Annotated in this window: 10 protein-coding genes; 9 read left to right on the forward strand and 1 reads right to left on the reverse strand. The window is 68.2% G+C overall.

The window, feature by feature from the left end:
- Positions 1 to 23: 23 nt before the first annotated feature.
- From GWK61_RS21595 to GWK61_RS21620, 6 genes are all read left to right on the forward strand, one after another.
- Entirely contained in the window at positions 24 to 515 is a 492-nt protein-coding gene (locus tag GWK61_RS21595; RefSeq protein WP_194910789.1) for an SRPBCC family protein, read from the forward strand.
- Positions 516 to 517: 2 nt separating this feature from the next.
- A complete protein-coding gene (locus GWK61_RS21600; protein ID WP_194910791.1) occupies positions 518 to 1,081 on the forward strand; it encodes a dihydrofolate reductase family protein in 564 nt (187 codons plus the stop codon).
- A gap of 234 nt (positions 1,082 to 1,315) precedes the next feature.
- Positions 1,316 to 2,959: an extracellular catalytic domain type 1 short-chain-length polyhydroxyalkanoate depolymerase gene (locus GWK61_RS21605; RefSeq protein WP_194910793.1), complete on the forward strand. Its 1,644-nt coding sequence runs from the start codon at positions 1,316 to 1,318 to the stop codon at positions 2,957 to 2,959.
- A 43-nt stretch (positions 2,960 to 3,002) separates the two neighbouring features.
- Positions 3,003 to 5,066, forward strand: a complete 2,064-nt coding sequence (locus GWK61_RS21610; protein WP_228562700.1) for a cellulose binding domain-containing protein — start codon at positions 3,003 to 3,005, stop codon at positions 5,064 to 5,066.
- A 364-nt stretch (positions 5,067 to 5,430) separates the two neighbouring features.
- Positions 5,431 to 8,067: a glycoside hydrolase family 48 protein gene (locus tag GWK61_RS21615; RefSeq protein WP_194910796.1), complete on the forward strand. Its 2,637-nt coding sequence runs from the start codon at positions 5,431 to 5,433 to the stop codon at positions 8,065 to 8,067.
- Between the two features lie 81 nt (positions 8,068 to 8,148).
- Positions 8,149 to 8,523 (forward strand): methyltransferase, encoded by a 375-nt coding sequence (locus GWK61_RS21620; RefSeq protein WP_194910799.1) that lies wholly within the window; start codon positions 8,149 to 8,151, stop codon positions 8,521 to 8,523.
- Positions 8,524 to 8,591: 68 nt separating this feature from the next.
- Here the strand turns inward: GWK61_RS21620 and GWK61_RS21625 are convergent, their stop codons facing one another.
- A complete protein-coding gene (locus GWK61_RS21625; RefSeq protein ID WP_438939775.1) occupies positions 8,592 to 9,320 on the reverse strand; it encodes a FadR/GntR family transcriptional regulator in 729 nt (242 codons plus the stop codon).
- A 439-nt stretch (positions 9,321 to 9,759) separates the two neighbouring features.
- Here GWK61_RS21625 and GWK61_RS21630 point away from each other — a divergent pair, with 439 nt between their 5' ends.
- The 3 genes from GWK61_RS21630 to GWK61_RS21640 are packed head-to-tail and all read left to right on the forward strand — an operon-like array spanning position 9,760 to position 13,014.
- The gene (locus tag GWK61_RS21630; RefSeq protein WP_194910807.1) at positions 9,760 to 11,145 is read left to right on the forward strand and encodes an ABC transporter substrate-binding protein; all 1,386 of its coding nucleotides are present in this window, start codon (positions 9,760 to 9,762) and stop codon (positions 11,143 to 11,145) included.
- Positions 11,142 to 12,062: a carbohydrate ABC transporter permease gene (locus tag GWK61_RS21635; protein WP_194910809.1), complete on the forward strand. Its 921-nt coding sequence runs from the start codon at positions 11,142 to 11,144 to the stop codon at positions 12,060 to 12,062. The genes GWK61_RS21630 and GWK61_RS21635 overlap by 4 nt, the downstream gene beginning before the upstream one ends.
- Positions 12,052 to 13,014 (forward strand): carbohydrate ABC transporter permease, encoded by a 963-nt coding sequence (locus GWK61_RS21640; RefSeq protein ID WP_194910811.1) that lies wholly within the window; start codon positions 12,052 to 12,054, stop codon positions 13,012 to 13,014. Before GWK61_RS21635 ends, GWK61_RS21640 begins: the two co-directional genes overlap by 11 nt.
- The last annotated feature ends 11 nt before the right edge of the window (positions 13,015 to 13,025 follow it).

The following is a 13,025-nucleotide window of genomic DNA, read 5'->3' on the forward strand; positions in this document are numbered from 1 at the left end:
GAGACATACTCTGGGGAGGGCGCATGAGTGCCGGGGCTCCGCAGCTCGTCATCTCGCGGGTGTTCGATGCGCCGCGGCGGCTCGTTTATCGGGCCTTCACCGATCCTGAGCATCTGGCGGCGTGGTGGGGGCCGATCGGGAACTCGTTGCCGCGGGATGAGATCGAGTTCGATGTGCGGCCGGGTGGCTTTCAGCGGTGGACGGAGGTCAATGCGGCCGAGCCGGAGCTTCGCGTGCACGTCCATGTCGACCTCACCGATGTCGCCGAGGGCGAACTCCTCGACGGGGTCATGCATGTCAGTGGGCGGCTGCCGGAGGGGGTCGAGCCGTTCGAGACGAGGGTGCGGGTCGAGTTCCACGACGAGGCCGGGGGGCGGACGCGGCTGGAGATCCGGCAGTGGCTCCCCGAACATCTGGCGCCCCACAGCAAGGAGGGGTGGCGCCAGGCGTTCACCAAGTTGGACGCCGCGCTGATGAATGCCCAGGCCGTTGCGGCCGATCATCGAGAGGTATAGCCATGGCGAAGCTGATTTACGCGACGAACATGTCGCTGGACGGCTACATCGAGGACGAGCGCGGCGCCTTCGACTGGTTCCCGGTCGACGACGAGGTGTTCGCGGTCCACACCGAGCTCCTGCGGTCTGTGGGCACGCTTCTGTACGGGCGCCTGCTGTATGAGGCGATGGCTGTTTGGGAGACTGATGCCTCTTTGGCCGCGCACTCCGAGCTTATGGCTGACTTCGCGGGGGCGTGGCAGGCGGCGGGCAAGGTTGTGTACTCCACGAAGCTGGAGGCGGTGTCGACTGCCGATACTCGGATCGAACGCGGCTTCGATGCGGCTGCGGTGCGCGAGCTGAAGGCTGCGGCTGGCAGTGATCTGATGGTGGGAGGGGCCAACCTTGCTGCGCAGGCTTTCCGGGCCGGGCTGGTGGATGAGTGTCAGTTGTTCATCCTGCCTGTTGTTGTTGGCGGGGGGAAGCCGGGGTTGCCGACTGGCATGCGTGTCGGCCTTGAGCTCATCAGCGAGCGCCGGTTCGGAAACGGCGTCGTGCAGCTCCGCTACCGCACGGTCGGGCAGTGAACGGCAGCCGGGGCGGCCGATCCTGCCGCGGCGCTCTGAGCGGGTGAAAGTTTCCAGCGTGTGTCGCCGCGCCCGCGCCTCCGCCGCGCGGTGAATCGGCAGGTCGCTCCACCTCTCCGAATCGGTTCGACGCAGGTCCCGCGCCTGCGTGGCCGACGCCGTCGTTGACGGCCAGTCCGGGGCCGGGCTAACTCCCTGTTAGCGCTAACATCCGCCCCCGGACTAAGAGGTCCCATGCTGCGATCCCGCTCCCTGAAATCCCGCCTGCTCGGCCTGCTCGTGGCGGTCGCGGCCGCTGTCGGTGTGAGCCTCCCCGCGGCGCCGCAGGCCGCCGCCGCCTCACTGACACCCGCCGTTTCATTGATACAGATCACGAACTTCGGCACCAACCCGAGCAACCTGGCGATGTACCTCTACGTGCCGAACAACGTCAAGCCGAATCCGCCGGTCCTACTGGCGCTGCACGGGTGTCAGGGCTCTGGCCCGTACCTGTACTCCAGCACCGACTTCGGCTCGCTGGCCGACCAGTACGGCTTCGTCGTCATCTACCCCTCGACCAACCCCGGCGGCAGTTGCTGGGACGTTTCCTCCGACCAGGCCCTGACGCGCAACGGCGGCAGCGACCCGGTGGGGCTGATGTCGATGATCACGTACACCGAGCAGCACTACGGCGGGAACGCCAACGCCGTCTACGTCACCGGCGAGTCTTCCGGCGGGATGATGACCAACGTCATGCTCGCCGACTACCCGGACGTCTTCAAGGCCGGCGCGGCGTTCATGGGCGTGCCCTACCACTGCTTCTACACCGGCACCGTGCGCGGCTGGAACGGCCCCTGCGCCGGCGGCCAGGTCTCCATGACCCCGCAGCAGTGGGGCGACCTGGCCCGCGGCGCGGACCCCGGCTACACCGGACCGCGCCCCCGGATGCAGCTGTGGCACGGCACCGCCGACACCACCCTGAACTACAACAACCTCGGCGAAGAGATCAAGCAGTGGACGAACGTCCTCGGCGTGAGCCAGACCCCGTCGTCGAGCGACACCCCGGTCGCCAACTGGAACCGCACCCGCTACAACAACAGCGCCGGCACCACGCAGGTCGAGGCGTACAGCATCGTCGGCGCCGGGCACCAGCTGCCGATCCAGGGCACGCCGATGGCCGCCTACGCCATCCACTTCATGGGCCTGGACGGCAGCTCCACCGGCGGCAACACGGTCACCGTCACCAACCCCGGCAACCAGAGCGCGGCGTCCGGCACCCCGATCAGTGCCCTGCAGATCCACGCCACCGACTCGGCGTCCGGACAGACGCTGACGTATAGCGCCACCGGTCTGCCGCCGGGCCTGTCGGTCTCTTTCAGTGGCCTGATCTCCGGCACTCCGACCAGTGGCGGCACCTTCACCACCGTCGTGAGCGCGAGCGACACCACTGGTGCCTCCGGCTCGACCAGCTTCACCTGGGCCGTCAGCGGCACGACCGGAGGCAACACCGGCGCGCTGCACGCGGTGGGTGCCGGCAAGTGCCTGGACGACCCGAACTCGACCACCACGCTGGGCACCCAGCAGCAGATCTACAGCTGCAACGGCCAGGTCAACCAGACCTGGACGCACAACTCCTCGAACGAGCTGACCATCACGGTCGGTGGCAGCACCCTGTGCCTGGACGCCAATAACAAGGGCACCACCAACGGCACCAAGGCGATCGTCTGGTCCTGCAACGGTCAGACCAACCAGCAGTGGAACCTGAATTCCAACGGCACCATCACCGGCGTGCAGTCAGGACTCTGCCTTGATGTGAGCGGAGCCGGAACCGCCAACGGCACCCTGGTCCAGCTGTGGTCGTGCAACGGCCAGAGCAACCAGCACTGGACCCTCGGATAGCGCCGATCCCGACCCGAATCCCATAGCGGAAAGGAGCATGAGCATGCTCGCACTGACCAGACGCACCGATCGCCGCAAGATCGTGTCCCTCGCGGCAAGCCTGAGCGTCCTCGGCGCGTGTGCACTGACGGTCGTGGTCCCGTCGGCACCGGCGTACGCGGCGGACAGCGCCTCGATCAACGGAGCCACGACCTACCAGACCATCGCCGGGTTCGGCGCCTCCGAGGCGTTCGGCGAGGCGGCCACCGTGATGAACGCCCCGTCGTCGGTCCAGCAGCAGGCGCTGGCCGCCCTGTACAGCCCGACCACCGGCGCCGGGCTGACCGTCCTGCGCAACGAGATCGGCGCGGACTCGGGCAACACGATCGAGCCGAACAACCCCGGCGGCCCCAACGCCGCGCCGAACTACCTGCCGATGTCGCAGACCAACCAGGACCAGGGCCAGCTGTGGTTCGCGCAGCAGATCAAGGCCCGTTTCGGCGTCACGAACGTCTACGCCGACGCCTGGAGCGCCCCGGGCTACATGAAGAACAACAACTCCGCCTCCAACGGCGGCCAGGTCTGCGGCTCGGCGGGCGCCTCCTGCTCCAGTGGCGACTGGCGTCAGGCCTATGCGAACTACCTGGTGCAGTACGCCAAGGACTACGCCGCCGCCGGGGTGCCGCTGTCCTACGTCGGCCCGTCGAACGAGCCCGACTTCAGCGCCAACTACGACAGCATGACGATGAGCCCGGCGCAGATGGCCAGCGTGCTCGACGTGCTCGGCCCGACGGTGAAGAACTCCGGCCTGTCCACGCAGATCTCCTGCTGCGCGGCCACCGGCTGGCCGAAGGCCGGCCAGTACGCCGCGGCGATCGAGTCCGACCCGACCGCGCTGGCCGCCACGGCCGTGGCGACCGGCCACGGCTACAGCGGCGAGCCGAACTCGCCGCTTCCGGGCTGGACCAAGCCGGCGTGGGAGACCGAGTGGTCGACCTTCGAAGGTTTCAGCAGCGCGTGGGACGACGGCTCCGACGCCTCCGGGATGACCTGGGCCCAGCACATTTACAATGGACTGACTCAGGCGAACCTCAGCGCGTATCTGTATTGGTGGGGGAGCACCACGCCCTCGGAGAACGGTGACAACGAGGGGCTGCTGGAGATCAACGGCAACTCGGTGATCCCCACCGGCCGGCTGTGGGCCTTCGCCAACTACAGCCGCTACATCCACCCCGGCGCCGTCCGCATCGGCGCGAGCAGCTCCAACGGCTCGGTCCAGCTGAGCGCGTTCAAGAACCCTGACGGCTCGCTGGCGATCGTGGCGCTCAACACCGGCAGCGGCTCCGATGCCATCACCTACTCGCTGGCGAACACCGGCGTCGCGAACGGCGCCACGGTGACCCCGTACCTGACGAACAACTCGAACACCGTCGCGGCTCAGGGCACGACGACGGTCAACGGCGGCGCGTTCAGCGCGACTGTGCCGGGCCGCTCGCTGGTGACGTATGTGATCCCCGGCGGCACGGTGACCGGCGGCAACACCGTCACGGTGACCAGCCCGGGCAACCAGACCGGGACAGTCGGCAAGGCCGTTACGAGTGTGCAGATTCAGGGCACTGACTCCGGGGCCGGCCAGACGCTGACGTATACGGCAGCTGGGCTTCCTGCCGGGCTGTCGATCTCCTCGTCCGGCCTGATCACCGGGACGCCGACGACCGCCGGAACTTCCACCGTGACGGTGACCGCGACCGATTCCACCGGAGCGTCTGGATCGGCGAGCTTCACGTGGACGGTCTCCGGCGGCACCACCACAGGCCCCTGCCGTGTCGACTACGCCAGAACCAACGAGTGGCCGGGAGGCTTCACCGCCAACGTCACCATCACCAACACCGGAACGACGGGGATCAACGGCTGGACCGTGAGCTGGACCTTCCCCGGCGACCAGAAGATCACCAACGCCTGGAGCGCCACCACGACCCAGAACGGCGCCGCTGTGAGCGCTACGAATGCCGCCTACAACGGATCGATCGCGCCAGGAGCGAACACCTCGTTCGGGTTCCAGGGCACGTTCACCGCGAACGACAGCTCCCCGACGAGCTTCACCGTGAATGGAGCCACATGTAGCTGAGACATAGCGATCGACCATGCCGTGCCGGGCCTTGGTGCCCGGCCGGCTTGGCGTTCCCGCATTCCGGTCCTGAGCGTCGGCCGACGTTCCCGCGTTGCGCAGGTGTAACTTTCACCGCCAACGTGGCGGCGCTCGCCCTGACTCAAGTCTCGATCATGGTCTCTACCTGCGATTTTCCGTCGCACTGAGGAGGCTGTGAAGCCCCGAGCGTGTTGACAGCATGTGTCGCCAAGCCGAACATCACCGGTGTTCGAGCCGTTGACGTCAACGCCGACACCAGCGCCGAGGCCTCGCCCCCGGCGCCACCAGCAGCCCACTTTCTGCCGGTCCGCATCTCGGCAGGTCCCCGAAGCAGAGGTCCAACATGAGCAAACAGCTGTCTCGCAGGCAGTTCGCGACCGCGGCCGGCGGCGCCCTCCTGGCGTCGGCCATCGCCCCCTCCGTCACGCGGGCGGCGAGCGCCGCCCCCGACGCGACGTCGGCCGCCACGGATGCCTACACCCAGCAGTTCCTCACGCAGTACAAGAAGATCAAGGATCCTGCGAACGGCTACTTCAGCGCGGCCGGGATCCCCTACCACAGTGTCGAGACCCTGATCGTCGAGGCGCCGGACTACGGGCACCAGACGACCTCGGAGGCGTTCAGCTTCTGGATGTGGCTGGAGGCGACGTACGGCCGGGTCACCGGCGACTGGACGGCGTTCAACAACGCGTGGACGACCGCCGAGCACTACATCATCCCGCAGCACGTCGACCAGCCGACCAACAGCTCCTACAACCCGAGCTCGCCGGCGACCTACGCCCCGGAGTGGCCGGCCCCCAGCAGCTACCCCAGCCCCCTGAACACCTCGGTGTCGGTCGGCCAGGACCCGCTGGCCAACGAGCTGACCTCGACGTACGGCACCTCGGACATCTACGGCATGCACTGGCTGATGGACGTCGACAACAAGTACGGCTACGGGAACACGCCGGGCACCGGCGGGGAAGCCGGGCCGACGGCGACGGGGCCGTCGTTCATCAACAGCTACCAGCGCGGCGCGGCGGAGTCGGTGTGGAAGACGATTCCGCAGCCGACCACGGACCTGTTCAAGTACGGCGGTCCGAACGGCTACCTCGACCTGTTCGTCGCGCAGTCCAGCGCCTACTCCAAGCAGTGGAAGTACACGACCGCCCCCGATGCCGACGCGCGCGCCGTCCAAGCGGCGTATTGGGCCTATCACTGGGCCTCGGCGCAGGGCAACCAGGGCCAGATCGCCGCCTCGGTGGCGAAGGCCGCCAAGATGGGCGACTTCCTGCGGTACTCGCTGTTCGACAAGTACTTCAAGCAGATCGGGAACTGCACCAACGCCTCCACGTGCTCGGCCGGCAGCGGCCGCACCTCGGAGCACTACCTGCTGGCCTGGTACTACGCCTGGGGCGGGGCCGAGCCCGGGGGCGGCTGGGCCTGGCGGATCGGCGACGGCGCGGCGCACCAGGGGTATCAGAACCCGCTGGCGGTCTGGGCGATGTCGAACGTGGCGGCCCTGACCCCCATGTCCCCGACTGCGAAGACCGACTGGACCGCCAGCCTGACGCGGACGATGGAGTTCTACCAGTGGCTCCAGTCGGCTGAGGGCGCCATCGCGGGCGGCTGCACGAACAGCTGGGAGGGGCAGTACGCGGTGCCGCCGTCGGGCGACTCGACGTTCTACGGCATGGCGTACGACTGGGAGCCGGTCTACCACGACCCGCCGAGCAACAACTGGTTCGGCATGCAGGCCTGGTCGATGGAGCGGCTCGCGGAGTACTACTACGTGACCGGCAACGCCACCGCCAAGACGATCCTGCGCAAGTGGATCGCGTGGGCTTCCTCCGTGACCACGGTCACCGCGACCAGCTTCCAGATCCCCTCCACCCTCGGCTGGACCGGCCAGCCGGACACCTGGAACCCGACCAGCCCGGGCGGCAACGCCGGGCTGCACGTCTCGGTCGCCGAGTACGGCAGCGACGTCGGCGTGGCCGCGGCCTACGTCAAGACCCTGACGTACTACGCCGCCAAGTCCGGCGACACCGCGTCCGCGACCCTGGCCAAGAGCCTGCTCGACGTGATGGCGACGTACGCCGACACCAAGGGCATCGCGACGCCCGAGACGCGCAAGGACTACAGCCAGTTCAACGACACGGTCTACGTGCCGTCCGGCTGGTCGGGCAAGATGCCCAACGGCGACCCGATCGCGCCCGGGGCGACGTTCATCTCCATCCGCTCCTGGTACAAGAGCGACCCCGACTGGCCGAAGGTGCAGGCCTACCTCAGCGGCGGCTCCGCGCCGGTGTTCACCTACCACCGCTTCTGGGCCCAGGCGGACATCGCCATGGCGTACGCGGTGTACGGCGAACTGATCGCCGGCGGCGGTGGCGGAGGCGGCGACACGACCCCGCCGAGCGTGCCGACCGGGTTGGCCGTCACCGGCACCACCAGCAGCAGCGTCTCACTGAAGTGGACGGCCTCGACCGACAACGTCGCGGTGACCGGCTACAACGTCTACCGGGGCACGACGCTGGCGGGGACGTCGACCACGACGACGTTCACCGACTCGGGCCTGACGCCCTCGACGCAGTACAGCTACACGGTCTCGGCCTACGACGCCGCCGGGAACGTCTCGGCCGCGTCCACCGCCGTCACCGCGACGACCAGCGCCGGCTCCACCGGCGGCGGCGGTCCGGCGTGCACCGCGACATACACCGTCAGCAGCGACTGGGGCAACGGCTTCAACGCCAACGTGACCATCACGAACACGGGCACCACGGCGACGAAGTCGTGGACGGTCACCTGGACCTGGGCGGGCAACCAGACGGTCACGAACATGTGGAACGCGACGGAGACGCAGACCGGGAAGGTCGTGACCGCGACCAACGCCGCGTACAACAACGTGATCGCACCCGGGGCGAGCACCAGCTTCGGCTTCACCGCCAGCTACTCCGGGAGCAACGCGGTGCCGACGGTCACGGTCACCGCGACCTGAGCGGCGACCAGACGGTGGCTTGTACGCTCACTGAGCGTACAAGCCACCGATGGTGCGATCGGTGGCTCCCAGAGAACGAAAGTGACGCGAGATGTCCGAGCAGAGTGCCGAGCAGAGTGCCGTGCCGAGCCCGCCGCCGACCGCCTCATAGCAGACATCTACGTTCTCGGCTGGATCCTGCACGACTGGAGCGACGAGGACTGCCGGCGCATCCTCGGCTCTATCTCGGCCGCTGCCGAGCCGGGCGCCAGAGTGCTGATCCTCGAAGGACTGATCCCGCCGGGAGACCAGCCGCACCCCATCAAGTCCATGGACCTGACCATGCTCGGCATCCTCAGCGGCAAGGAGCGCACCGAGCAGGAGTACCGTGACCTGCTCGACAGCGCCGGCTTCAGCCTCGACCGAGCCGTGGCCACCCCCAGCCCCTACTCGATCCTCGAAGCCAGCCTGCGCTGAGCACGGCGTTTTTCACGGACACGGCGTTCTTCACGAACCCGACGCCCCGTCCCCGTCAGCCAAAAAGCTCACCCGAACAAACGCCGCTGGATCTCCCGCCGATAGTCCTCCAGCGTCTTGTCCAGATGCACCCCCGCCGCCGCGGCCGCCGCCTCCGGGTCGCCGCGGCGGATCGCCTCGTAGATCGCGGCGTGCTCGGTGATCGCCTCGGCGGCGTGGCTGCCCAGGGCGCCGTGCAGGCCGATGGTGCTGGACTGGCGTTGCAGGCGGCGGGCCTCGCGGACCGCCGCGAGCAGGAACGGGTTGTGCGAGGCGGTGGCGATGCCGAGATGGAACTCGTCGTCGCCGCGGTCGAACAGCGCGGTCTGGTCGGTCAGGTGGCCCTGTTCGCATAGCTGCGCCGCGGTCTCGATGGCGCGCAGTTCGGCCGGGGTCGCCCGGGTCGCGGCCAGCCTGCTGGCGGCCGACTCCTGGACCCGCCGGAACTCGAAGAGCATGTAGACGTGGTCCAGGTCGGTCGGCAGGAAGAAGCCGCCCCACCGTGAGGAGCCCAGCATGCCCTCGTCGTCGGCGACGTAGAGGCCGCGGCCCTTCTGCGCGCGGACCCGGCCGACGGCCGACAGGATCTTGATCGCCTCGCGGACCACGGTCCGGCTGGCCCCCAGGCGCTCGGCCAGTTCCTTCTCGGTCGGCATCCGGTCGCCCGGCTGGAGCCGCGATTCGACGATGAGCTGCAGGATCTGTTCCGCGATCAGTTCATAGCCCGGACGGTAGGTGTCGGCCCGGGCCTCTTCCAGTCTTCCTGTGGACGCGCCGTCCTCCGCCAGGACGGGTGTGCCGTCCACCGTGGCCTCCCTCACCCCTGCTTTGGTACCAAGTGCCAAGGAGCATACATGTGGACCTCATTCGAGACCAGATGGGTCCTACACATATGACCATCGACGGCATCCAAGCCGCGTCCAAACCGTAAGCAAGTCGGGCATAACCGCGGCTCGGATGGCGCGCACGGAAAAAGATGTTGAAGAGATGTGTGCTGCCCTCTTGACGCGCGCCCCCCTGCCCAGCTGTTATGTGTGCCACAGGTCACCGCCTCGGGTGTGTTACCGGTAACCAATCGGCAACATCGGGGCGACGGCCCGAAACCGAGTCGCATCGACCCGATGAGTAGGACACATGTCTTCATTTCCGGTCCGCCCAGTCGCAGCTCGGCGGTGCCCCAGTGCAGGGGAGTCGTTCATGAAAGTGAAATTCCGCGCCATCGGCGCGCCGGCCACGGGCCGCGGTCGCGGACGCACCGCGCTCGTGGCGGTCGGAGCCCTGCTCGCGCTCGGTGCCGCCGCCTGCGGCGGCTCGAGCTCGGGGAAGGCCGGCACAGCCGGTAGCAGCGGCACCTTCAAGCCCGCCGCGCAGACCGGCGGAACCCTGACGGTCTGGGTCGACTCGACCCGGCTGGCCGCCGCGAAGCTGTACCAGAAGGACCATCCCGAGGTGAAGATGGACATCGTCACCTACGACGGGGACGCCAACGGCTCCAACTACCTGCAGACCAAGGTCTCCCTGTTCAACCGGACCGGGTCGGGCTGGCCGGACGTCGTCTTCAGCTCGCAGAACAACGAGACCTCGTGGGCGGTTCAGGCCGGGTTCACCGCGCCGCTGAACAAGGGTCTGATCCCGCAGGCCACGCTGGACGGCTGGGCCACCGACGCCAACGCCCCGTGCACCGTGGACGGCACCGTCTACTGCCTGCGCAACGACCTGTCGCAGACCGTGCTCTGGTACAACGACAAGCTCATGAAGCAGTGGGGCTACCAGGTCCCCACGACCTGGGAGCAGTACCAGGCACTGGGCCAGAAGGTCGCCACCGAGCACCCCGGCTACCTGGTCGGCGCCGCCGGCGACACCTTCACCCCCGAGGTCTACATGTGGGCCGGCAAGTGCGGCGCAAATCAGATACAGATCACCGGCGCCAAGGCCGTCACCGTCGACACCACCAGTGCGAACTGCACCAAGATGGCGGGGCTGCTCGACACGCTCATCCAGAACAAGACCATGTCGATCTCGAGCGTGTTCAGCTCCGACTTCGACAAGAACGAGCCCGACAAGATCCTGATGATGCCCGGCCCGTCGTGGTACGGCGGCGCGCTGTTCCAGGGCACCTTCAAGACCCCGGCCGGGCAGATCGGCGTGGCCCCGATGCCGCAGTGGGCCGGCGAGACCAGCCCCTCGGTGGGCAACGTCGGCGGCGGCACCTGGCTGGTGTCCGCGCACAGCAAGAACCTCAAGGCCTCGACCGACTTCCTGACCTGGGTCACGACCGCCGACGACTACCAGGGCAAGCTGGCCCCGGGCTACCCGGCCTATGCGCCGGCGGCCAAGACCTGGCTCGCGGCCCAGGCCGCCTCCGGGTACTACGCCGACGACATCACCGCGCCGCTGACGACCGCGGCCGGCCAGGTGTGGTCGGGCTGGGGCTACGGCCAGTTCAGCCAGGAGGCGGTCTGGGCGGCCACGGTCACCCCGGGCGTCAACGCCGGCAAGACCATCACCTCCCTGCTGCCGGCCTGGCAGGACTCGATCGCGAACCACGCCAAGGCCGACGGATACCAGGTGACGTCGAAGTGAGTTCACGCACTGCGACGACCGGCCGGACCACAGCGCCGCGCAGCACTCGGCGCACGCTGTGGCCCGGCCGGGCCGGCCACGGCTTCGTCGCCGCCTACGTGGTGCTGCTGATCGCGTTCGGCATCGTGCCCACCTGCTACGCGGTCTACTTCGCGTTCACCAATGGGAACGCGCACTTCGCCGGTCTGTCGAACTTCTCCCGGGCCGCGTCGGACTTCCGGTTCGTACCGGCCGTCGAGCATGTCGCGCTGTACCTGCTGTTCTGGCTGGCGGCGCTGGTGGTGCTCGTCGTGGGGCTGTCGCTGCTGCTGCACCGGCTGACCGCCCGCGGTGTGAGCAAGGCCCTGAGGTTCCTGTACTACATCCCGGGTGCGCTGGCCGGTGCGGCGGGCGTCATGGTGTGGCTGTTCCTGCTCGACCCGACCGTGAGCCCGGTGAGCTTCCTGCTCCGGGCGATGGGGTTCGCCACCTTCGGCCAGGTGGTCGCCCCCGGGCACCTGCCGGTCCTGTTCACCCTGATCGCGTTCTGGACCGGCGCGGGCGGGTGGATCGTGGTGATGCACGGGGCGCTGAACAACATCCCGCACGAGGTCATCGAGGCCGCGCGCATCGACGGCGCGAGCGCCTGGCAGACCGCGCGGCGGATCCAGATCCCGATGCTGCGCAAGTGGATCATCTACATGGTGATCCTGGCCTTCGCCGGCGGCACCCAGCTGTTCGTCGAACCGCAGCTGCTCTCGCAGGCCAGCGTCGGCGTCGCGGGCACCGACTACTCGCTGAACCAGCTCTCCTATGACTTCGCCTTCCAGAACAACGACGTCGACACCGCCGCGGCCATCTCGGTCGAGCTCCTGCTCGTCGGCCTGATCGTGGCCGCCGTGTTCGTCGCCAGATCGGGGTTCTTCGATGCCGACTGAGGGACACCCGGGCGTATCGGCCTTCCGTACCCGGACCGCGACGGCGGCCCCGCCCGCCGGCCCCGGACCGCGACGCAGCGCCGCCGCACGCCGCCGCAAGCCGGGCAACCCGCTGCCCGCGCTGGTGCTCGGACTGTTCGTGATCTTCTTCGTGCTGCCGGTGCTCTGGCTGGTGCTGGCGGCGACCAAGACCGACGACCAGCTCGTGCACGGCAACCCGCTGTCGGTCGGGTCCTGGCACGCGCTCCGGGCCAACTGGGACGCGCTGACCTCCTACCAGGACGACGCGATCTTCCAGTGGCTGCGCAACTCCGCGGTCTACTCGTTCCTGGCGCTCGTGATCACCTTGCTGGTGGCGATCCCCGCGGGCTACGCGCTGGCGATGACCGAGTTCCGCGGCCGCCGCATGCTGCTGATCGCCACCCTCGTGGTGATGCTCATGCCGAACGCGACGCTGGTCGTGCCGCTGTTCCTGGAAGTCAACGCGGTGCACCTGATCGGGTCGATGTGGTCGATCATCCTGCCGTACGCGTTCTATCCGTTCGGCGTGTATCTGGCCTACATCTACTTCAGCACCGCGCTTCCCAGGGAACTGCTGGAGGCCGCACGGCTGGACGGCTGCAGCGAGATCGGCGTCTTCCGCCGGGTCGCGTTGCCGCTGGCCGCGCCGATCGTGGCGCTCGTCGGGTTCTTCAGCTTCGTGGCCAACTGGACCAACTACTTCCTGCCCTACGTCATGCTGCCGCAGAGCAGCCAGCTTCCGGTCCAGGTGGGCCTGGGCACGCTGCTGAACGACGTACCGCAGTTCAACCCGACCGTCGGGGACCTGGCCGTGCAACGTCCGGAGCTCGCGCTGGCGACCCTGCTGGCGATCACCCCGGTGCTCATCGTGTTCCTGTTCTCCCAGCGCTTCCTGGTGACCGGCATGCTCGCCGGCGCCACCAAGAGCTGAACATCCAGAAC

The organism is Catenulispora rubra, assembly GCF_015356825.1.
Classification (GTDB): Bacteria; Actinomycetota; Actinomycetes; order Streptomycetales; family Catenulisporaceae; genus Catenulispora; species Catenulispora rubra.

Bases quoted from the DNA above. Each gene is read 5' to 3' on its own strand.
- GWK61_RS21595 (WP_194910789.1), top strand. From the start codon at position 24: ATGAGTGCCGGGGCTCCGCAGCTCGTCATCTCGCGGGTGTTCGATGCG.
- GWK61_RS21600 (WP_194910791.1), top strand. From the start codon at position 518: ATGGCGAAGCTGATTTACGCGACGAACATGTCGCTGGACGGCTACATC.
- GWK61_RS21605 (WP_194910793.1), top strand. From the start codon at position 1,316: ATGCTGCGATCCCGCTCCCTGAAATCCCGCCTGCTCGGCCTGCTCGTG.
- GWK61_RS21610 (WP_228562700.1), top strand. From the start codon at position 3,003: ATGCTCGCACTGACCAGACGCACCGATCGCCGCAAGATCGTGTCCCTC.
- GWK61_RS21615 (WP_194910796.1), top strand. From the start codon at position 5,431: ATGAGCAAACAGCTGTCTCGCAGGCAGTTCGCGACCGCGGCCGGCGGC.
- GWK61_RS21630 (WP_194910807.1), top strand. From the start codon at position 9,760: ATGAAAGTGAAATTCCGCGCCATCGGCGCGCCGGCCACGGGCCGCGGT.
- GWK61_RS21640 (WP_194910811.1), top strand. From the start codon at position 12,052: ATGCCGACTGAGGGACACCCGGGCGTATCGGCCTTCCGTACCCGGACC.